Below are 22,074 nucleotides of genomic sequence, written 5' to 3'. Positions count from 1 at the left end.
CAAAGCGATCCGGGGATGCCTTTCCCGGACCGGTAGGTTATTTACTGCTGGTGCGATGCTGTAACTGATCGCGCAGATTTGGCGGGGTGCCTTTGATGGTCAGGGTATCTGTCGCGGCATCCCAAAAGATGCGTTCGCCCAACAGCATGGCATCAAAATTAAGGGTTAATCCGCCCCCGCTGCCCGCAAATTTGGTTAACTGACGTAACGTGCTGCGATCGGCCGGAAAGTGCTCTTCAAGCTCATAACCTTGCTCCTGAGTAAAAGCCTGAAACGTTTTCTCACCCAGCGTCGGAAGTTCGCCCGACAACGCTTCCAGCGCAATTTCCTCGCCCGCCTGCAATTGTTCATTGCAGTAGCTGTAAACCTGCTGACGATAATTCTGGCGTTCATTTTTATCCAGATTCGACTCATCGCAGTAATCATCTACCGCCTGTAACAGGCCACGGTTTTGCGCTTTGGTGTCCAGACCCACTTCAGCACCGAGGAAATCCATAAAGAAATCAGCAACTTTTCGACCCACGCGCCCACGCAGAAAAGTCAGATAGCGGGTCGATTCGGGATTCGTTTCCCATTCCGTTAAATCGATACGCGCAACGATATCGGCGTGATTAATATCAAGATAATGGGTGCTGCTAATATCCATCTGCTCATTAACGCGCATGCTCGACTGGCTGTTGAGCACTGTGACCAGTAAATATTCCACCGCCAGATAGCGATAGTGAATAAACAGCACCACACCGCCTTCGGCAAACGGGTATTTTGCCAGCTCATCACGCAGGCGGCCTGTCGCGGCACGACTGAAAGCAAGAAAATCATCGTTGCCCTTGCGGCAGTTGCGCAGCGCCTCGGCCAGTTCACTTTCAGCGTTAAACAGACCGTAAGCTTTGCTTTTAGCACTGTAAACACGGTGCAACTCTTCAACCATCGCTTCAACCGTGTTGGTGGCGGGCAGCAATGAATCACGCAGCACCAGTTCCAGCTGATTCTCGTCGCGTTTAATTAACTGATGCAGGGCAATCTGGTCGATATCCAGACTCATGGTAGACTCTCCTTTAAGCTCAGGCGCGTATTCAAACACCGCCCGCCTCGGCTTTCAACTGCATGCAGCAAGCCTGAGCTGCACGACTGATAAAATTGCGGAAAAAAGCGCATTGTTACGGTAATATACCGCCTTTTGAAACGAGATTAGACGACGATATGCCACAATCATCCCGTTATAGCGACGAACGCGTGGAACAACTCCTCGCGAAAATGGTGCAGATCTTAGAGAAAGACCAGGCGCCGACTGACCTTTCCCTGATGGTGCTGGGAAACATGGTCACCAACCTGATCAACAATGATGTCGCGCCGGCCCAACGTCGTTCGCTGGCTCGCTCCTTCGCTGAAGCTTTACAATCTTCAGTGCGTGATGACAACGCTCACTAATTGCTGATTTGATTTCATAATATGGTAACCAACCGGCAGCGATACCGCGAAAAAGTCTCCCAGATGATCAGTTGGGGGCATTGGTTTGCTCTGTTCAATATCTTTTTCGCGCTGATTTTAGGCAGTCGCTACCTGTTGGTCGCCGACTGGCCCTCCTCGCTGACCGGGCGCATCTACGCCTATAGCAGTTGGATTGGCCACTTCAGCTTTATTGTCTTTGCGGTGTATCTGCTGATCATTTTCCCACTGACGTTCGTGGTGATGTCGCAACGCCTGTTAAGGATAATGTCAGCGGTGGTTGCCACCGCCGGACTGACGCTGGTGATGGTCGACAGCGCCGTATTCAGTCGCTTCCACTTGCACCTCAATCCGGTGGTGTGGGAGTTAGTCATCAATCCCGACCAAAGCGAAATGGCGCGTGACTGGCAGCTGATGTTTATCAGCGTGCCGCTGATTTTCCTTGTGCAGATGCTGTTTGCCACCTGGAGCTGGCAAAAGCTGCGCAGCCTTAATCGCCGCTCGTTTGGCAAGCCGCTGGCCGCCCTGTTTATTAGCGCCTTTTTTGCCAGTCATTTGATGTATATCTGGGCTGATGCCAACTTCTATCGCCCGATTACCATGCAGCGCGCCAATCTACCGCTCTCTTATCCTATGACCGCGCGCCGCTTCCTGGAGCGGCATGGCCTGCTGGATGCACAGGAGTATCAGCGTCGTCTGGTGCAACAGGGCGATCCTGAAGCGTTGTCGGTACAATATCCGTTGAGTGACATTACGTTCCGCGATGGCGGCACGCGCAATAATCTGCTGGTGATCACTATTGATGGGCTGAACAGCGCCAGCATGGAAAAAACGCTGCCCGAACTTAACCAGTTTGCTAACGATAACGTGCGTTTTGCGCAGCATTTCAGTGCGGGAGACACGCCGGAAAAAGGTTTGTTCGGCCTGTTTTATGGCATCTCCTCCAGCTATATGAATGGCATCCTGGCCTCGCGCACGCCCTCAACGCTACTCGGTGCGCTGAGCAGCCAGGGTTATCAGTTTGGCCTGTTCTCTTCAGAAGGCTTTAATTCGCCGCTTTATCGTCAGGCTTTATTGGCGGATTATTCCTTGCCTGCCAGCAACAGCCAGCCCAACGCCACCACGGTGACACAGTGGCAAAACTGGCTGAACAAGCAGAACGATAATAAAACCCCGTGGTTCTCCTGGGTGGCGCTGAGCGGTGCAAATTTGAGTGGTGACAGTGCCAAAACCCGTCAGCGCAGCTATTTACGTCAGGCTTCTGCCATCGACGAGCAGATCCACAACGTGCTGACGGTGCTGCAACAGCGCGATTTGCTGAAAAATACCGTTGTGGTCATTACCGCGCAGCGCGGCCTGGCACTGAATGGCAACGCCGATAGCGCAGGAAATCGCGCCAGTTTACAGGTGCCTCTGGTGATCCACTGGCCAGATACTCCCGCACAAACCATAAGCCGCCTGACCGATCATCAGGATGTCATGGCGACTCTGATGCAGCGTCTGCTGCACGTACGCACCAATCCGGTGAACTATTCGCAGGGTGAAGATTTATTTGCCGCGCAACGTCACCACGACTGGGTGGTGAGTAGCGAAGAGAACAAACTGGTGATTACCACCCCGCAGACAACGCTGGTGCTTAACAATAACGGTAACTATCACGCTTATGATGCACAGGGAAATCCGCTCAAAGATCATAAGCCGCAACTGGCGTTATTGTTGCAGGTGTTGACGGAAGAGAAGCGATTCATCGCAAACTGATTAAATATGAGACAGTTAGTCACTGTGTAGCTTGCATTCATGGCAATTCTCAGTAGACTAGGTCACCAAAGTTCGGCACGTAGCGCAGCCTGGTAGCGCACTGTCATGGGGTGTCAGGGGTCGGAGGTTCAAATCCTCTCGTGCCGACCAAATTATCCCTAAAAAAGCAGCCTTTCACGGCTGCTTTTTTTATGACAATTTTTTGACCTTTAACTTTTGTGCTCTCGCGTTAATGGTGTCTATACTTAGCTTTGTGTGGGTAACGAGAGGAGAGTTTATGCTATTAGTCGAAAAAGACGATCCAAACGAAGCACCAGAATCCGGCGATAAAAGTCCCCAGCCGGACCAGAAGTAACCCACAAAGGCCGCATACCTACATGCGGCCTTTTCATTGCGTAAAAGATTGCCCTGACCGCATCAGACTTTCCGATTTTTCTCCAAATCTGCACTTTAAGAAAAGTGCCAGGCAGCGCAATTTCTTTTCACGATTCATAGCGTTACTTCGTGCATCTAACCGCGTTCTGTATCACAGATCACGCAAAATGTGACAGCGTTTCATCAAACTGAAACAAAATTGTCACAGAATTATCCTACTCTAAAGGCCCCTGATTTTTGACGGAACATTTTTATGGTCATCAAAGCGAAAAGCCTCAAGGATGCAGAAGAGATGCTCTATTCCGGCATTAGCAAAGTTGAGCTGGCTTATGATATTGGTAGTGACGACTTCTTTCGCCTGGCATCACGCTGGTGCGATCGCGGTGCGCGAATCAGCAAAGGTCACAACCACTTTGTCGTTTCACTGAAAAGCTTCGCCATTCCGCCGAACGACTGACTATTCAGGGTGGCTTGCGCGCGTTGCGGCTGACTGCTTAAATGCCCTTTTCATCTTTAACGTAGCGTCGCATGCACTACCCCAAAATTTCCCTGCCGCTTCCCGCAAGCGGCTTTATTGTTTCTCAGCAGCTAAACGACAGCGACCCGTTGCTGGCGATTTCGCATTTCAGTCTCGATCATTATGATGATGCCCTGGCGGACGCCTGGGGTTTACCGCTGCCCGCACGGTTGCAGCAGGCGGTAAAAAAGCGGCGTGCGGAGTATCTTGCCAGCCGGTTACTGGCACGCTCGGTGATGGCAGAATGGGGGTTTGCGCATTTCACGCTGCACAACGCAGCCGATCGCTCTCCAGTCTGGCCTGCTGGCGTTCAGGCATCGCTGTCACACAGCAGTGGCACTGTGGTTTTAGCTGCGACCCGGCAGCCGCTGTGCATTGGTGTTGATGTGGAACAGTTTATGTCTGCCAGTACCGCTGATGAAACGGCGGATATGCTGATGGGTGCCGGGGAACAGGCATACCTGCGCATCTTACCTCTCGATTTTGCTCACGCCGCTACGCTGCTATTTTCGCTGAAAGAGAGCCTGTATAAAGCCCTGTGGCCCGTTTTGCATCAGCCAATGGATTTTCATCAAGCCGCGCTGATCGCCGTGGACTTCGCGCAAAATCGCGCTACGCTGCGGCTGGAGCACGGCTTTAACGCACCGTTTCAAAAGGGTGTTTGTTGCAGGCAGCGTTTTTAATCCAGGATAAACAGGTAATTACGCTGCTCAGCCACCCTTTTAAACAACCGGCTTAGCAAACAGATTAAGCCAGCGACCCGGGCACCAGAGAGATTAAGCAAGGCGGAAACCGCTGTTTCCGCTACGCTTTGCCAGCACGTTACTGACCGGTATCGGTGCGTTTTACCGCATCCAGCGTTGCCATATCGCGATCGCTGCCGGTCAGCTCAAACAGTTGTCCCTCGCGCATCTCAAGCAGACGATCGGCATGAACAAAGTAGTGATCGTCATGGCTGATGGCGAAGACCGTTTTGCCCGCAGCCTGTAACCAGGGCAGCAATTCGCGATAAAAGATACGGCGGAAATGGGGATCCTGATCCGCCGCCCATTCATCAAGCAACAAAATGTCACGCTCTTCCGCTGCGGCCAGCAGCAGCGCCAGCCGCTTACTCTGCCCTTTCGACAGTTGCAGGTTAAGTACTTTGTTGCCCTCGATCTTTAACTTGTCCTGCATCTTCAGCTTTTCCAGCCACTGCTGCATCAGCATCGGGCTGGCAGGCACACCGTCGCGGCTGATCAAGCGATCAAACAGATGCACATCGGTAAACACCGCCGAAAAGTGTTTACGCCACATGTCGGGATTACTGGCGTCAATGGCTTGACCATCCAACAGCAACGTACCGGATTGCGGCCGATACAAACCGGTAAGCAGCATTGCCAGCGTCGATTTACCGCTGCCATTACCGCCAATCAGAAACACCAGTTCGCCGCGCTGTAGCGTCAGGTTAACCGGCCCGACGCTAAAGCCGTTCTCACCGTAATGAAAACTGACGTCGCGCAACTCCAGAGTTTGCCACTCCGTCAGCGTCGGTGAGGTATTAAATTCGGGCTGATAAGGTGCCAGATGAAACGCATTCAGTTTACGAAATGCGACCTGCGCACTGAGCAAGGTAGGCAGTGCGCCAACTGCCGAGAGCAGCGGCGTGCGCAGGAACAGCAGCGTCAGTGAGAAGGTTGCCGCCACAGCGGTATTGGCCCAGCCCAGGCTGTTCGCCATGAAAAACACCATTCCAATCGCGCCCAGCGTCATGATATTTGACCAGTTCACTGCGCTGAGATGATAGGTGTCAGCGCGCACGATATGATGACGGTAGCTGTTGGCGTTTTCCTGATAAACAGTGTCGTATATCAGTCTGGCGCGCTCGCGGTTCAGTTGAAGCTCTTTGCGCCCCTCAATCACCGTTTGATAGTCGCGATAGAGGTTATCCTCTACTTCCCTCAGTTTTGCCATATGTTGATAAACACGTGACACCAGCAGCCAGCCCCCACCAGCGTAACCGCCAGCCATAAGCTGGTGACTAACAACATTTTGGGCGACAGCCAGGCGAGATAAAGTGCTGAACCGAGAGTGATAATAATGCCCTGAATCAATTCTGGCAGTCGGACGAAGGCGATGGTGATAGCGCGCACGTCGCTGGTCAGGCCAGCCAGCAGTTGCGCATTGCCAATCTGTTCAATGCGTTCAACCTGAGTATCCAGAATGCGTTTAATGAATTCGCCACGCATGCGCCAGACAAACTGATGTCCCAGCATGGTCAGCGCCAGTTGCGAAGCCAGCGTCACCGCCATCAGCAGCAGTAGCTGCAGCAGGAACTGCGGTAATACCGCGAAAGAGGTGTTAATGGCGACAATCATTTCGCGGTTGATAAAGGCGATCATGCCAATACCCAACACCGCGCTCAGCAAAGTGAGAAAGATAACCCCGATAAATGGCCAGCGAAACTGGCGAAAAACAACGTTTAACAACGCCATAAACAAGATCCAGCAGTCAAAAAGCAGCCTGCAGTTTAAAGCGATGCGAAACGATAGCAATAGTTATTCGTATGGCGCGCAACCAGGCGCAAGCGATTAATGCGCGCGCCGAAAGGTCAGGTTGTAGCGGAAGGCTCCGGTTAACGGATGCACGCCGGGTTTGAGCGGCAAAATACCGTGATAACGCAGACGTGACGGGCCGCCCCACACCACGACATCACCCTGTTCGAGCAACACGCGCTGCGTAGCATCACCACGTTCAAAACCGCCAAACTGGAATACCGCCGGTAGCCCTAACGATACCGAGACGATGGGCTGGCGCATATCCTTTTCATCTTTATCCTGATGCAGCGTCAGCTTTGCACCTGGTTCATAGCGGTTAATCAAACAGGCGTCCGGGTTAAAATCAGTGAAACCCGCTTCCCGCGCGGTTTCCTGTGCCAGATGACGAAATAAAGTGGGCATCGCTGGCCAGGCACGCCCGTTTTGCGTATCCCGCTCGCTGTATTGATAGCCCCGGGAATCCGTCGACCAGCCTAAATCACCACAGTTGGTCATGGCGACGGACATGCGATGACCGCCAGGCGTAATGCGATGAACAAAAGGATTTTGGTCCGCAATGCACAGAATCTCCTGATAGAGCCTCTCTGCGATATCACGCGCGCGGCGACGCAATATAACAGCACCTTCCGCCAGCGGCTCTTGCCATGGCGAGTCTTCGCTAAACAGATCCAACATACCCTACTCCTGCTGCTAGTCAGGTTTGATAACAAAGGCGGCGAACTGCGGCGACATCCAGCTAACAAATTTATCGCCCTGCTTGCTAATTAAATAGGCCGCCAGATGATGTTTGAGCACCAGCGACTGGGCTTTTTCCGTGCCCAGCACCATTAAACCGGTGTCCCAGCCGTCCGCTTCCAGCGCGGTAGGCGCGATGACCGTCGCTGAAACCAGCTTGTGAACGATGGGTCTGCCGCTGGCGGGATCGATAACATGAGAAATACGCTTGCCATCCAGTTCATAATAGTTGCGATAGCTGCCCGACGTGCTGATGCCATGACCTTGCAGCTCGACGCGAGCCTGTACCGCGCTTTCACGATCGGTCGGCTTTTGAATGGCGACGCGCCAGGGCTGATTGTTGGCGTTCCTGCCGCGACTCAGTACCGCGCCTCCTACTGACACCAGATAGTTATTGATGCCCTGCTGCTCCATCAGGCGCGCCAGGTGATCGGTAGCGAAACCCTCACCCATGGTGGAAAGATCGACATATAAATCGGGCAGATCTTTTTGCAGCCACTGGCCGTTAACGCCCTGAATAACATGCAAATGTTGCAATCCCGTTTGTGCTTTGGCAGCCTCGATTTGCGCCTTGTCGGGGGTATGAACGGGCTGTTTATCCGGCCCAAAGCCCCACAGATTAACCAGCGGGCCGACGGTAATATCCATCGCGCCTGCGGTTTTTGCACCAATGCGCAACGCCTGCGTGACGATGTCTGCCATATTGTCGCTGACCGGCTGTGGTGCGGTGCTGCGCGTCTGGTTAAAGCGTGACAGTACAGAGTCAGGTTTCCAGGTAGAAAGCTCGGCATCATCAGCATCAAGACGTTGTTGAATCGCCTGCTGCAAGGCAGCCTTGCGGGTATTATCAACGCCCGCCACAGTGACGCGCCATACCGTTCCCATGGTTTTCCCTTCCATGATCAGTTGCTGTGACGAATGACTATCACACCCTGCTAATAAAAAGATTGCTATACCCGCCACCAGCAGATTAATCTTATTATTCATCATTCCTCGCCTGTAAATCTCTGTTTCAGCCTGATACAAAGCATAAATGCCCTGTAAACTTATCAAAAGTGCGTTGAATCAAACGGTATTTCTCTTCAGCATGAACCTTTCTGCTTACCCCAGCGCATAAAACGTGAGGTGCATTTAATGATTTATATGATTCTTGCTGTCGCTGTCGGCCTGTTTGTTTTGAGCAGTTATAAGCTATGGCAACAAAAGCGTAATAAGCATATGCCCTACCGTTCGCGCCATAACTAAACTTACCTGCACCAAAACAGAGCAAACTGACTCGTTCAACGCTGCGGTATTTTAACAGCAAGCATAGGGCATCTGTGGTCGTGAGTGCTTTAAAACTGGCATGAATTCTGCACTGTTGAAGGGAGGTTTATCTCTGAGAGGTGCGGAATGGAAAAGAGAACATCGAAGCGTACAGCCTTACAGCACTGGCTGAGTTTTTCAGCTTTCACGTTAGCAGGCGCAGCCTTTGAAGGCACGGTTCCGCCGGTTCAGGCCGTACCAAAGGCGAAAAAGTGGCGTCAGGCAGAGTAAAAAGAGCGTGGCCGAAGCCACGCTCTTTGACACTCAGAACTGGTAAACCAGGCCCAGTGCTACGACGTCATCAGTGTTGATGCCTGCCGCGTCAGTAAACTCATTGTCATCCAGCATGTTGATTTGATAATCAACATAGGTAGACATATTTTTGTTGAAGTAGTAAGTCGCACCTACATCAATGTATTTTTTCAGGTTTTGTTTGCCATAGCCTTCGATATCGGTACCGCGAGAGGTCACGAACGCCAGTGAAGGACGCAGGCCGAAGTCAAACTGATATTGCGCAACCAGTTCCCAGTTTTCAGCTTTATCAGCATAGCCATAAGCCGCACTGCTGCTGCTACCGAAGCGGGTAGCGTTGTAAGACTGGGTGTACATTGCTGCCAGATAGATATTGTTAGCGTCATATTTCAGGCCGCCGGTATAGGCTTCCGCTTTATCACCGTTGCCTAACACGTCTGCATATTCAGCACTCTGACCATTCTGATCGTTGGTACGATCGGACTGGAACATCGCCGCGCCGATACCGAAACCAGAACCCAAATCATAAGTGGTGCTCAGGCCCCAGCCGTCGCCGTTTTGTCCCAGCACATCACGGCCATTAGGTGATTCGTCACCGTTGCCGTTTTTGCCCTGATACTGCACAGCAAAGTTCAGACCTTCAACCAGACCGAAGAAGTTGGTGTTGCGATAGGTCGCCATGCCATTTCCGCGCTGGAACATGAAGTTATCCGCGCCGTAGGTATCGCCACCGAACTCTGGCAGCACGTCGGTCCATGCGCCGACATCATACGCCACGCCGTAGTTACGACCGTAGTCGAAAGAACCTGCATCACCAAACTTAAGACCGGCGAAGCCCACACGGGTGTAGCTGTCCGCGGTGCCTTCAGACTCAGCGTTGTTCAGGGCAGCCTGGTATTCCCACTGTCCAAAACCGGTGATCTGATCGCTGACTTCCGTTTCGCCTTTAAAACCGAAGCGCAGATAAGACTGGTCACCATCGGAACCGTCATTATCAGAAAAATAGTGCAGACCGTCGACTTTACCGTACAGGTCTAATTTGTTGCCGTCTTTATTGTAGATTTCAGCTGCGCTTGCTGAACCTGCGGCGATTAACAGCGCAGGGATCATCAGGGAGAGAACGCGACGTTTCATTTTATTACCCTCTGTAATGTGCCTTTATAATTTGCCACTGCAAACTGAACGATTAAAAATTCAGCCGGCAAGCCATTGTTATTTTATAACGGGTAATAATCCATCACGAATATGCTACTAAATTTCCAAAACTGTTTCAGAATGCGAAACAGTTATTGCAAAATGTAAATAAAGGGGAACTAATAACCAGCACATATCGGTAAAAAATATCGCACAAAATGACAATTTAATTCTCAATCCTTGTATATCAATAACTTATATGGGAATAGTCCTAAGCACTGAATGATAAAACTTTTGAGGCATCAGAGAATACAATACATCCCGCTATCATCATTTATTTCATTATTACCTTCATTCACCCCGAATGAGATGTTTACCCTAATTTCCCGCCGGACACTGTTGTCCGGCATTTTTTTGCCTGAAATTCAGACGAAGCGGCATATAAACGTAAACTTTATTGGGCGGGTTAAAATAACGCCGCTTACTTTTTGTCTGGTGGGTTAAATTCAGCATGCTTTACGCCGATATTTGATAAATAAATGGTCACTTAATTTATCACCGTAATAAAGCGTGCTGAGTTGGCTACTGGATCGCGTTATTAGCGTTCACGCATCGATTCTTTAACTTTATTCAGCGGTTTAAGCAGATAATCCATCACTGATTTCTGACCAGTTTTAATTTCAACATTGGCCACCATGCCGGGAACAATCGGGAATTTACGGCCCGCGCGATTAGTGAGTTCCGCTTTTTGCGTGCGTACGTAGACGCGATAGTAATACTGGTCACGTTTGACCTCATCCTGCAGCGTGTCAGGTGAGACCACTTCGACTTCGCCAGGCAGATCGCCATAAATAGATGAATCGTATGCGGTCACTTTCACGACTGCCGCCAGACCCGGGCGGATGTAGGCGATGTCACGCGGGTTGATACGGGTTTCTATCAATAACTGATCTTCCAGCGGGACAATCTCCATCAGCTTACCGCCCGGCTCCAGCACACCGCCTACCGTTGTCACCTGAATATCTTTGACGATGCCGCGTACCGGCGAATAGAGCGTAGCGCGCGTCAGCTGATCTTCCTTGCCTGCTGCAACCTGTAGCTGCGCATCCAGTTCAGCGTTGTTTTTGACCTGTTCTTCATGGGCGCGTACCAGGTAATCATTACGTGCTTCATCAATCTTGCCGCGCAAATCGCTGACCTGACGACGCAAACGGATCACTTCTACCTGCCCCGCTGCGCCCTTTGCCACCAGCGGCTCAGTCATGCGCAGCTCATCCTGCACCAGGCGTAATGACTGTTGCAGGTTGCTGATCGTTTCCGTCAAATTACGCCGACGGGATTCATAGAGCTGCGTCTCCCGCATCACCAGCTGTGGCTCCTTCAGGGTTTCAGCACTAAATTTAAGCCGCTGCCCCGAAAGCTCAGCATCCAGACGCTCTGCCGAGGCGCGTAGCGTACGGACTTTTGCCTGCGCCTCACCAAAGTTGGACTGAAAGCGCGTGGGATCGAGCTTCGCCAGCACCTGACCTTTCTCAACAATGTCGCCTTCATGCACGTTAAGCTGCTCGACGATACCGCCATCGAGACTGTCAATCACCTGCGCCCGGCTCGACGGTGTGACTTTACCGGTGCCGACGGTTACTTCGTCAAGAATGGCAAAGTGCGCCCAGATCAGAAACAGCGCCAGCGCCGCGGTGCACAGCCAGATAATGGCTGAGGTGCGGCGTTCATGGCGCGCAAGGTCTTTGTCAATCATTACCAGACTCATGCGGCATCTCCTTTATTCGGATCGGTAACGGTGGCACGACGCAAAATTTCATCACGCGAACCGTCGGCAATGATGCGGCCGTTATCCATAACGATGATGCGATCGACCATTTTCAGCAGCGCCGGACGATGGGTAACCAGCACCAGCGTGCGCCCGCTGATCCAGCCCTGCATCTGACGGATCACATGCTCTTCTAACTGCTCATCCATCGCCGCAGTGGGTTCATCCAGCAGTACCACCTGTGGCTGACGCAGGATCATGCGGCTGAGCATCACCATTTGCCGCTGCCCCCTGACAAACCGCGCCCGCCTTCATTAATAATGCGGTCAAGGCTGGCGGCATCTTGCTGTATCAGCGAAAGGGCTCCACTGATGCGCAGCGCCTGCAGCATCTCCTGTTCGCTGGCGTGAGGATTGCCCAGCATCAGGTTTTGCCGCAGCGTGCCAAAAAACAGGCGGGAATCGTTGGAGAGCCAGCCGAGCTGACGGCGTAAATCGGTTGGATCGATGCGCTCAATGTCTACGCCATCGACAATCACTTTGCCCTGGTAGCCATCGCCTGACCGGCAAGGATTTTAAGCAGCGTCGATTTGCCTGCGCCTACCCGGCCCAGAATCGCCACTTTTTCCCCTGGCTTAATTTGCAGTTGCTGGACGTTAAGCACGTTTTTCTCGTTCTCTTCATCGTAGCTGTAATGCACATTGCGCAGATCGTAATGACCAGTAAGCGTCGGGCAGTGCGCCAGCGTGGCGGCATCGGGTTGATCGAGCGGCTTTTTCAGTAACTCGTCCAGCCCTTTCATGGCGGTTTTAGCATGTTGCCAGCGAGAGAATACCATGGTCAGCTGCATCAACGGCGCAATGGTACGTGATGACAGCAAGCTACAGGCCACCAGCGTACCGGTAGTGATTTGCGTATCGAGCACCAGATAAACCCCGAAAACTAACATCCCGGCGTAGGTCAGTTGCTGCACAGTGGCGGCCCAGCCTGTGAGACGTGCACCCCACAAACGCTGTTGATTACTGATTGATGCACTGACTTCATGGGTTTGTTCCCACTGACGCTGGAAATAAGGTTCGGCCTGCAAAGCTTTGATGTCTTCAATGCCTTCGATGGTTTCCACCAGCACCGCATTACGAAGCGCGCCTTCGCGTAATCCCTCTTTGGCCAGCCGCGCCATTGGGATCTGCACCAGCAGGCCAGGGATCACGATTAGTGGGATCGCCGCCAGCGGGATCAGGACCAGCCAGCCACCAATAAATGACATGATAAACAGAAAGAGAATAACGAACGGCAGATCCGCCGCCGCGCCAACGGTGGTGGAGGTCAACAGTTCACGCACCTGATCGATTTCACGCAGTTGCGAGATAAACGAACCTGTTGATTTAGGCCGCGCTTCATTGCGAATGCTCATGGCGCGCGCAAACAGCATGGCTGAAACCTTCAGGTCGATGCGTTTCCCCATCAAATCGGAAACCTGAGTGCGCATCAGGCGGATCAGGTATTCGATGCCTGCCGCAATTAACACGCCAACAAACAGGACCCATAATGTGGCTTGCGACTGCGCGGGGATCACTCGATCATAGACCTGCATGGAGAACAGGATCCCGGCGAGTGCCAGCACGTTACCGATAACCGAGGCCAGCGAGATTTCCGTGATGCGCCGTCCCATGCCGCGAAAGTTCTTCCAGAACCAGTGCGCTTCATAAGGCTGTACGAATTCATCAATACGCGCATCGCGCCCGCGTGCCGCTACGCCGATAACAGCCACTTCGCCCTGCGCGCGGGCCAGTAATTCTGCCAGCTCGCCCTCACGCACCACGTCACCGCCTTCACTTAGCCAGTAACGCACGCCGCCTTCAGCATCAATGCCCTCCACTACCGCGACGCTGCCGCTCTCTAACACCAGCACCACTGGCGTGATCTCCTGACGCCAGCGCAGTTTGTTTTGCGGCACCATGGTTAAATGCAGACCAAGCAAGCCAGAGAGGCGCTCAAGCTGTTGCGCAGCAGGAAGTTGCTCAAACCAACGCATTTGCTGACGCAGCGTTTTTCCGTCGGCAGGTTTACCGAAACGCGCCGCCACCCGCAGCATGGCGGCAATCCAGTTATCGGTATTCACATTTTGTACAGTCATAGTTAATGCCTTTAAGTGCGGAACTTGCTATTGCAGCGAAGGAAGAAGATCACCGCTGCTTTTCTGACGATCGATGCCCATAATATCGAGCAGATTATCCACGGCAGCGGCATAGCGGACGGTGGCATCCCAGCCATCGTAGAGTGCAGTAATGCGCGAACTGTCAGCCTGAAACACATCCTGTTCCACGCTGAGCAGATCGTTCAGGCTGCGCTTGCTGAGGCGGTATTCATCGGCATAGACGCTGCGGGTGTGATCGGCGCTGGCAAGCTGAACTTCTCCTGCCTGCTGGCGCTGTTGTGCGCCAATCATGTCAGCATAGGCTGTTGAGGCATTTTCGTTAATGGTGAGCTTGGCTTGCTGGACCGCTGCCTGCGCCGCTTCTCGATCGCCCTCAGCTGACTGAGTTTTTGCATTGACCATGCCGCCCTGATAGAGCGGCGCTTCAACCCGCAACTGCACTTCGTCATCCCAGTATGACTGGCGATCGTTCTCGTAACGGGTACGGCCCGCTTCCACTTTAATGGTTGGCCAGTGACCCGATTGCGCCTGGCGCACACGTTCGCGCGCGGCTTCCTGCTTTGCCTGCGCGCTACGTACCGCAGCACTGTTTTCATAAGCGATTTTGTCGAGGGTAATTTGCTGTTTGAGCAATACCTGCGGCAGTTCCGGCAAGCTGTCTGGCACCACGCCGGTTAGCACTGTTAATTGCGCTTTGGCCGAGCGCAGTTGAGCACGATATTGCTCCAGCGTGGCGTGCATCGAGGCGATACGCGTTTCCGCTTGCAAAACGTCGGACTGGGAATTGAGTCCCGCATCAGCGCGCATTTCGGCAATCTCGCGCACATGTTCCAGCGAATCGATATTTCGATGCGCCGTATCGGCCAGCGCCTGATAGCGTTTTACCTGAAGGTAGGCTTGTAGCGTGTCTTCCGCCACTGTGGTCATTGAGTCGAACAGGCCATAACGATAGGCATCGGACAAGGCATGTTGTTCATCGATAGCGCCACTGGTACGACCAAAGTCATACAATAGCTGGCTAAGTGTAATGCCGCCGGAGCCGTTGTTGTTCAGGCTACCGGCGGAGTCAGTCTGGTGCGAGCGGCCCGCTGCACCTTGCAGAGAGATTTGCGGATACCAGGCGCTTTTCGCCGCATCTAAATCGCCCTGACCGATATGTATTTGTGCCGCTGCTTCCGAAATTTTGGGGTTACGCGCAAAGGCCCTGAGAATGGCGTCTCGCAGTGTTAAGGTCGCTATTTGCTCCTCACTGGGTGCCGCACGCCAGTTAAATTCTGCTTTAGGTAAGGGTGCGGCAACAGCCGCGGGTAATCCTACGCCGTTGAGGGCGCATAACAACAGGGTAATTCGCGCTTTGTTCATCATTAACACCAACAGGTTTTCTTATCATCATTGTGTTTTTTCCCGGTGATTAAGCGTGCAAAGACAAACTGCCGCGACTGACGTAACCTATTTTTAATACTGTTTTTTTAGGACCGATAAGCCAAACGCTAAGCGACCCTTAACATTATTAGATCAAATCCTTCTCTTCTTCCTGCTAAAAAAGGCTGAAATCGTTAATAGTTTTTCCATTCGCTGATTTTTTGAGCGTAGATTTTGTACCAGCCAGTACAGACAGGCTAACCAAACCCGTCTGTACCGCTGGCATTAATCTTAGATAACAAGCTTTAAGCGATTGGCTGTACAGCGGTGTGCTGTAACAAATGGTCTGCAAGGGTATAAGGCGAATCGGTGACTAAATTTGTGTCCAGCGTAGCCGCGCTGGCGCTGGCCGATGCCGAATGCGCAGCGGTGGAAGCAACACTGAATGTATCGAGCACATCATCAAGCACCAGGCTGTTAAGCGCGTTTGCTGTGTCGTGCGCATTGACTGTTACAGTTTCGCTGGCGCTAGCCTGATTTCCGGCACTGTCTTTCGCCGTCGCTTCTAACTCATATTGACCATCATCCAGCGGTGCCAGTTGCCCTGCCAGAATCGTGAGCGCCCAGCTACCATCCGCTTTTACTGTGGTGCTATAGCTTTGATCGCCCAGAGTGAGCGTCACGACGCTGCCCTGATCGAGATGCTCACTGCTACCCTGAATCAGATGCCAGGTATTCACATCCGCCGCATCGATAACATTATCATCAAACGGTGTCTCTATCGTGAGGCTCGGCAGTTCATGGACCGCAACGTTGAAGAAATCGCTCAGGGTTTGCGTATCACTGTTGCCATATTGATCCCAGCGGTGCGCTGTGGCTGTTACCGGGCCATCATCCAGCGCCATCAAATCAGCGGTCGGTAAGGTAATCATTCCGTGATCCGGCTGATAAGTTTTACCGTTGATTTCGAGATCGTTTACCCCTTCAATGTAGAACGACAGGCCGTGCTGCGCTTCTTCATAATTGAGCGTCATATCACCGCCGATATTCATCTCGTAGTAGACCGGAATAAAGCCGGTAACCACCTTGAGCGTTAAAGAGCTGTCGGTATAGTTGTTGGCACCATCAGTGATAAAAGCGCGTACCTCACCCGAATCGATAAACCCTTCAACATCCGACGCTGAAATCAATACCTGCCAGTGGCCATCTTCACTAATCGTAGCCTGGTGCTCTTTTGCATCTGCGCCTTTAAGAATTAATGTCTGTCCCGGCGCGACCACTGACAGCGTACCGCTCAACACCAGATCCTGTTGAGATTCGGCAAGGTTGATTACGTTGTCATCCGTTACCTTGTCGAAATAGATATTTGGCACGCTGCTCATATGGGTGATCAGCGTCAAATCGTGCGTTACCGTGGTGCTTTTACCGTTGGGATCGGTTGCGGTGACTTGCAGGCTATAAACACCATCTTTTAGCGCGGCTAAATCATCAGCATGAAAACTCGCGCTCCAGGTGCCGTCCTCGTTCATGGCACCGATGGCAGTTTTATCGCCCAGCTTCAGCGTGATCTTTGAGTTGTACGCCATATGGGTGGCGGTGCCGGTAATTACTACGCCATAAACGCTTTCCGCCACGTTAACCGCGTTGTCACCGCTAATTGCGTCTACGGTCACAGTGGGCTTGATAGTTTTATCTACGTATAACCCGAAATCAACCGTGGTTTCACTGCTATTACCGGCTTTATCGGTGATAGTCAGGGTTAGTGAATAGTTGCCATCCGGCAGTCCTTTTAACGCCTCTGGCGGCATTGAGGCGTTCCAGTAGCCCCATTTATTCACCGTACTTTGCCAGCTCTGATCATTAAAGGTCAGCGTCACTGTTGAACCCGCCTCCCCTTCTGCCCGCCCACGTAAATGCACGCGGTTATTCGCCTCCCAGCCGGCGATCACGCCATCCATTGCCAGCGGTTCATAAGGACGCAGTGGAGCTGGTGCCTGGGTATCGGCGGCGCTTACTGCCAGCGTATTCAGGCTGGCCGACGTACTAAGCGTCTCGACTTCCGCCGTGGCAACCGGGGTCACGCTGCTGCGGGAAACGGAAGATGCAACTGCAGCATCGGGAACAGCAAAATCGCTGACGGCAGCTTGCAAAACAGACTCTAACCGAACAGCACGGTAATTATCACGTTGGGACATAAGTAACCTCGGTTCAAAACAGAAATGACGGCCACAAGTCATCAGTGACACTGATAAATGCCTGTGGTCAACGTTAGGTTCAGGCCAGACGATGCAGCCCGTTTCCCTGGCAGGGACGGGTTACCCGCAGGTAACAGGGATTAATGAGTCAGTCTCGTGAACGGAGACAAAGAAATCTTTCATTTTTGATTTTATGCCAGTTACGGTATTGCGCCGTTTAGCTGCCACTAGCCTAAACTTTCATCGAATTGATGAATAGTGGCGAAAATCTGGAAAGAAAAAATTATCACTTAAGGCAAATAAAAAAATCAGCGGATGCTCACACACCCGCTGATTGATTAATGAAACTAACTGCTCAGGTGACTTTACACAATGTGTACCTGTAAGTTGTGCTGCACTAACACATCGCCCAGAGTGTTATCGCTGGTCAGCGCCGAGTTGTGATAGACCTCAAAAGTCTGTCCATCGACTGTGCGCTGTCCGGCCACTTCCCACACGCCGCCGTTGGTATTGGCGAGCGTGACCTGGTTACCATCGGCACCTTTGATCACTAAATCATCGCTCTGTTTGTCAGTAATATTGAGTGCTTCATTGAGATCCAGTTTTACCGCATTACTGCCGGTTTTACCCAGATCCAACACTTCGATGTGCTCAACTTTCAGGCCCAGCGAGGTAAGATCCAACAGCATGTTGTCACCGTTTAACACCAGCGTATCGGTGCCCGCGCCGCCATCAATGTGCGTGAAGTTCAGCGTACTGAGCGTCACTGTGTCAGAACCGCTGCTGCCGGCTACAGACGCGCCTTCCGCTGTGGTGCCATCGGCCAGACTGATCACTAAACCACCAATGGTGTAACTTTGATCATCGGCGACGGCAGTAGCGGCAACCGCTGTGCTGCTATCCTCTTCGCTGCTGGTGCTCGCGGTTGAGGTCTCGCTGGTGGTATCTGCTTCCGTAGTGAGTGTGGATGCGACTCTGGCCACGTTTGCAGTGGTCTCCTCACCATTACTGGTAGCTGCGACCGTACTGTTCTCATCCGCTGATGCCGCAACGAGGGCGCTATCTTCCACCGACAAGGTGCTGACGGCAGCCGCTGGCGCTTCAACCGGCACGTATAACAGCGAGCCCAGTGCCAGTAACACCACAATACTGCTGGCGTTACCGGCGGGATCTCTGATGGTGACCTGAGCTTGCGTCAACGCAGAGAACAACACACCGCCTAACAGGCCTGAACCAAAGAAGGCCGTATAGCGACCATAATTATTAGTGTTGGCACCCACTACCCCTGTTGCCGTTATGCCAAGCGGTTGCCCCAGTAGATTCAACAGCGATACGGTCACGGTCGATCCCTGCGGTGCATTCCATGTAGAACCGGATACCTGCAGGCCGAACAGCGTTGATGACAGAATATTGGTGACGGCATCAACCCCAACGTACGGCCCGTAGTCATTCAGCGTCACAAAGGTGCTGTTTGCCGTTGCCGTGTTGCCGCCCACATCCCTTACGGTGGCAACAATCGAGCGACTACCGTCAGAAATGGCTTGCAAGTCCGCCGATGGCACGCTGACTGACCAGGTACCGGTTGAGGAAACCACAGCGGTGTAAGTGGTTCCCGCCACGTTCACCGACACGGTGCCACCGACGGCATTAGTCGCGGTGCCGCGAATAGTTTCCGCAGTACTGGATTCAGCAATATTCAGGTAACCATCACCGCCAAAGTAGTTGCTGTTGATGGCTACGGTTGGTGTGGTGTGGCTGGCTACGCCCAATGTTGCCGTACCGGTGCCGGAGACGCCTGCTGCGTTGGTGACGCTGGCGGAGACGGTATAGGTGCCATCGGCAATCGCCGCCAGCGTCGCCGCCGTCAGCGAGAGCGACCAGGTACCAGCCGAGCTGACGGTTGTGCTGTAGTTGGTGCCGTTGATATTGACGTTTAAAGTCGATCCTTCAGCATTTGTCGCCGTACCGCTGATGGTCTGGCTGGCTTTCACATCCGCCACGCTTAACGCATTATCACCAAATAGCGAGGTGATGCTTACCACCGGCGCAACATGGCTGGTTACGCTGAGATTAGCGGTATTCGTCGTCACGTTGCCATACACATCACTGGCAGACACGGTGACCGTCTGGGTGCCATCAGCAATAGCGCCGAGATTCGCTCTCGGTACGCTAATGGTCCAGCCGCCTCCCGCCGTGATCACACCGGTATAGGTCACGCCGTTAAGGGTTGCCGATACGGTCGTGCCGGTTGCCAGGTTGCTGCTGGTGCCGCTGATAGTCTGATTAACAGAGAAATCACCGGCGCTCAGTACGCCATCACCAAACACGGTGTTCAGCGTCAGGGTTGGCAGATTGGTCACGTGCACCTGCACCGTTCCGCTGGCCGTTGCCGCATTGCCCACTGCATCGCTCACGGCAGCGGTAACGGTGAAAGAGCTGTTACCGTTCGCCAGCGCGGTTAACTGTGCTGCCGTCAGGTTCGCTGTAAAGGTGCCGCCCGCCTGAACCTGTACCGGAATCGTGAGGTTACCAACCGTCACATTGACGGTGCTGCCCGCCGCCACGTTGGTGACTGTACCCGTTACGGTTCCGGCGTTTTGCGCCTCGTTGAAGTTCAGCACGCCATCAACAAACAGGGGATTAAGCGTGACAGCCGGCAAGGTATGCGTGCCCACGGTGGCCGTTGCGGTTGCCGTGCCGACGTTACCCGCCGTATCCGTTACGCTCACCTCCACGGTTAACGCGCCGTCAGGCAGCGCCTGCAACTGCGCTGGCGTTAATGGAATGCTGAAGTTACCTGCGGCATCGGTTGTTGTGGTGGCAAACGGCTGGCCATTCACAGTAACGACAACGCGGGAACCTGCATCCGCATTGGTTGCAACGCCAGTAATGGTTTTCGCGGTTTGTGCATCAACGGCGCTGAGCAGTGCATCAGTAAACAGCGGACTGATGGTGACGGTCGGTGCCAGCGTATCAACACGCACGCTGCTGGTGGTAGTAACGGTATTGTTCGCCGCATCCGTGACGGTAGCGGTGATGACATTAGCGCCCTGCGTCAGGCCCGCCAGAACCGATGCCGGAACCGTCACGCTGAAAGCCCCGCTGGCACCCACTGTTACCGGCACACTACTGCCGCCTATGCTCAGGGTAATCGGTGTGTTTTCCGCGATATTGGTGACCACTCCGCTGATCACCTGCTCGCTGCCGACTTCCGTCTGATTCAGCAAGCCATCACCCAGTACTGAGGTGAAGGTGAGCGTTGGCTGCTGGGTAAAGACACCAATGGTAGTGCTGTTGCTGGAGACGTTACCCGCGCTGTCCGTTACGCTCACGGTAAGTTGCTGGTTACCGTTCGGCAACGTTGTCAGGTCGGCCGCAGGCAGATCCACGCTCCAGTTACCGTTAGCCAGCACGGTAGTGGTATAGGTTTTACCTGCAAAATTCACCGTGACCGGTGTGCCTTCGACACCATTAGTGATAGCGCCCGTAATGGTCTGCCCTGCTGCGGCTTCTGCCACGTTTAGCAGGTTATCGCCAAACACCCCAGTCAGTGCCGGTACCACAGGTGCCGACGCGACCACTGCAGTCACGCTAACGGTTTCTGTCGTACTGTTGCCAAGCGGATCGGTTACGGTAAAGAGCAGATCGGAGGTCCCTTCCGGTAGCTGGCTCAATGCCGTAGTGGGAAGCGTAATTGACCAGCGTCCATCCTGAGCGACTATCGCATTATAATCCTCGCCGCCAATCGTCACGGAAACCGTCGCCCCGGCAACTGACGTCTGCGCTGTACCGCTGACGATCTGGCTGGTTGCCGCTTCTGCGGCATTCAGCACGTTGTCGCCAAACAGGGTGATTTCATTTAAAGCAAGCTCAGCATTTACCTGTTTGTTTACCGCCAGGCTGCTGCTGGCTGCGTTACCTGCTGCATCTGTGGTACTCACGGTGAATAATTGCGCGCCATCGTCGTTACCTGCCAGCGCACCCGCAGGAATAGTGAAGCTGAACGAGCCGTCTGCTTGCACCGTAGCGGTACTCAAAGCGGTAGTTCCACCATTAAGATAGAGAGAAATGGTTTGGTCTTCTGCTCCAACGGCGCTGCCGGTTAATACCTGCTGCGCCGCCACTTCTGCGCCGTTGATCAGGTTATCGCCGAGATAAGCATTGATGGTGATGGCTGGCGCTAGCGTATCAACTTCAACATTGCTGGTAGCGGTGGTACTGTTGCCCGCAGCATCGGTCAACACGGCGGTGATAGTTTGCGTGCCTTGCGGCAACGCAGCGACATCCGCACCTGAGATAAAGGTTGACCATGTTCCATTAGCCTGCACGCTGGCGCTGTAGGTCTGATTATTCAGTGTGATCTGAACAATGCGACCCGCTTCGGACTCAGAGGCTGTACCGCTAATGGTCTGACGCGCCAGGCTGTCAGTAATGTTAACGGCGTCGTCACCCGTAAAGGCATCAATTGTCAGCGCAGGTGACGTCAAATCGACCAGCACACTGCCGGTGGTGCTGGCGCTGCCCGCTGCACCG

13 protein-coding genes, 1 tRNA gene and 3 pseudogenes are annotated in these 22,074 nt (G+C 53.1%); 6 read left to right on the top strand and 11 right to left on the bottom strand.

Going from position 1 to position 22,074, the window contains the following annotated elements; translation table 11 throughout:
- Positions 1–37: 37 nt before the first annotated feature.
- Positions 38–1,042, bottom strand: a complete 1,005-nt coding sequence (gene yejK / locus O3W44_RS18555) for a nucleoid-associated protein YejK (protein WP_269294202.1) — start codon at positions 1,040–1,042, stop codon at positions 38–40.
- Positions 1,043–1,200: 158 nt separating this feature from the next.
- Here yejK and O3W44_RS18550 point away from each other — a divergent pair, with 158 nt between their 5' ends.
- The 5 genes from O3W44_RS18550 (at position 1,201) to O3W44_RS18530 (ending at position 4,779) form a co-directional block, all read left to right on the top strand.
- Entirely contained in the window at positions 1,201–1,428 is a 228-nt protein-coding gene (locus O3W44_RS18550; RefSeq protein ID WP_193405004.1) for a YejL family protein, read from the top strand.
- Positions 1,429–1,449: 21 nt separating this feature from the next.
- Positions 1,450–3,204: an LPS biosynthesis-modulating metalloenzyme YejM gene (yejM, locus tag O3W44_RS18545; protein WP_269294201.1), complete on the top strand. Its 1,755-nt coding sequence runs from the start codon at positions 1,450–1,452 to the stop codon at positions 3,202–3,204.
- Positions 3,205–3,277: 73 nt separating this feature from the next.
- Positions 3,278–3,354, top strand: a tRNA-Pro gene (locus O3W44_RS18540).
- 478 nt (positions 3,355–3,832) lie between these two features.
- Complete coding sequence (locus O3W44_RS18535) at positions 3,833–4,036, top strand: hypothetical protein (protein ID WP_269294200.1); 204 nt, start codon at positions 3,833–3,835, stop codon at positions 4,034–4,036.
- Positions 4,037–4,107: 71 nt separating this feature from the next.
- Positions 4,108–4,779 (top strand): 4'-phosphopantetheinyl transferase family protein, encoded by a 672-nt coding sequence (locus O3W44_RS18530; RefSeq protein ID WP_331283437.1) that lies wholly within the window; start codon positions 4,108–4,110, stop codon positions 4,777–4,779.
- A 139-nt stretch (positions 4,780–4,918) separates the two neighbouring features.
- On the opposite strand, the pseudogene O3W44_RS18525 reads toward O3W44_RS18530, so the two are convergent.
- From O3W44_RS18525 to apbE, 3 genes and pseudogenes are all read right to left on the bottom strand, one after another.
- Positions 4,919–6,570, bottom strand: a pseudogene (locus O3W44_RS18525) (multidrug ABC transporter permease/ATP-binding protein).
- Positions 6,571–6,666: 96 nt separating this feature from the next.
- Positions 6,667–7,308, bottom strand: coding sequence for a DNA oxidative demethylase AlkB (gene alkB / locus O3W44_RS18520; protein WP_269294199.1), 642 nt, complete (start codon positions 7,306–7,308; stop codon positions 6,667–6,669).
- 15 nt (positions 7,309–7,323) lie between these two features.
- The gene (apbE, locus tag O3W44_RS18515) at positions 7,324–8,358 is read right to left on the bottom strand and encodes an FAD:protein FMN transferase ApbE (RefSeq protein WP_269294197.1); all 1,035 of its coding nucleotides are present in this window, start codon (positions 8,356–8,358) and stop codon (positions 7,324–7,326) included.
- 402 nt (positions 8,359–8,760) lie between these two features.
- Between apbE and O3W44_RS18510 the strand changes: the two genes are divergently transcribed.
- Complete coding sequence (locus tag O3W44_RS18510) at positions 8,761–8,904, top strand: hypothetical protein (RefSeq protein WP_269294196.1); 144 nt, start codon at positions 8,761–8,763, stop codon at positions 8,902–8,904.
- A 33-nt stretch (positions 8,905–8,937) separates the two neighbouring features.
- Here the strand turns inward: O3W44_RS18510 and ompC are convergent, their stop codons facing one another.
- The 7 genes and pseudogenes from ompC to O3W44_RS25030 all read right to left on the bottom strand — a co-directional run.
- Positions 8,938–10,059 (bottom strand): porin OmpC, encoded by a 1,122-nt coding sequence (ompC, locus tag O3W44_RS18505; protein WP_269294195.1) that lies wholly within the window; start codon positions 10,057–10,059, stop codon positions 8,938–8,940.
- A gap of 598 nt (positions 10,060–10,657) precedes the next feature.
- On the bottom strand, positions 10,658–11,827 hold the full coding sequence (locus O3W44_RS18500) for an HlyD family efflux transporter periplasmic adaptor subunit (RefSeq protein WP_269294194.1): 1,170 nt from the start codon (positions 11,825–11,827) through the stop codon (positions 10,658–10,660).
- Positions 11,824–13,963: pseudogene (locus O3W44_RS18495) on the bottom strand (type I secretion system permease/ATPase). Before O3W44_RS18495 ends, O3W44_RS18500 begins: the two are co-directional and overlap by 4 nt.
- 27 nt (positions 13,964–13,990) lie before the next feature.
- Positions 13,991–15,346: a TolC family outer membrane protein gene (locus tag O3W44_RS18490; protein ID WP_269294486.1), complete on the bottom strand. Its 1,356-nt coding sequence runs from the start codon at positions 15,344–15,346 to the stop codon at positions 13,991–13,993.
- Positions 15,347–15,651: 305 nt separating this feature from the next.
- Positions 15,652–17,541: an Ig-like domain-containing protein gene (locus O3W44_RS18485; protein WP_269294193.1), complete on the bottom strand. Its 1,890-nt coding sequence runs from the start codon at positions 17,539–17,541 to the stop codon at positions 15,652–15,654.
- A gap of 365 nt (positions 17,542–17,906) precedes the next feature.
- Entirely contained in the window at positions 17,907–20,873 is a 2,967-nt protein-coding gene (locus O3W44_RS18480) for a beta strand repeat-containing protein (protein ID WP_442954674.1), read from the bottom strand.
- Positions 20,853–22,040, bottom strand: a pseudogene (locus O3W44_RS25030) (Ig-like domain-containing protein); the annotation flags it as partial. The pseudogene O3W44_RS25030 and the gene O3W44_RS18480, both read right to left, overlap by 21 nt.
- Positions 22,041–22,074 lie beyond the last annotated feature (34 nt).

The sequence above is a fragment of the Pantoea sp. LMR881 genome (assembly GCF_027157825.1).
GTDB lineage: Bacteria > Pseudomonadota > Gammaproteobacteria > Enterobacterales > Enterobacteriaceae > Pantoea > Pantoea haifensis.
Note: the sequence above shows the minus strand (reverse complement) of the source record. Positions and strands in the feature narration are given on the sequence as shown.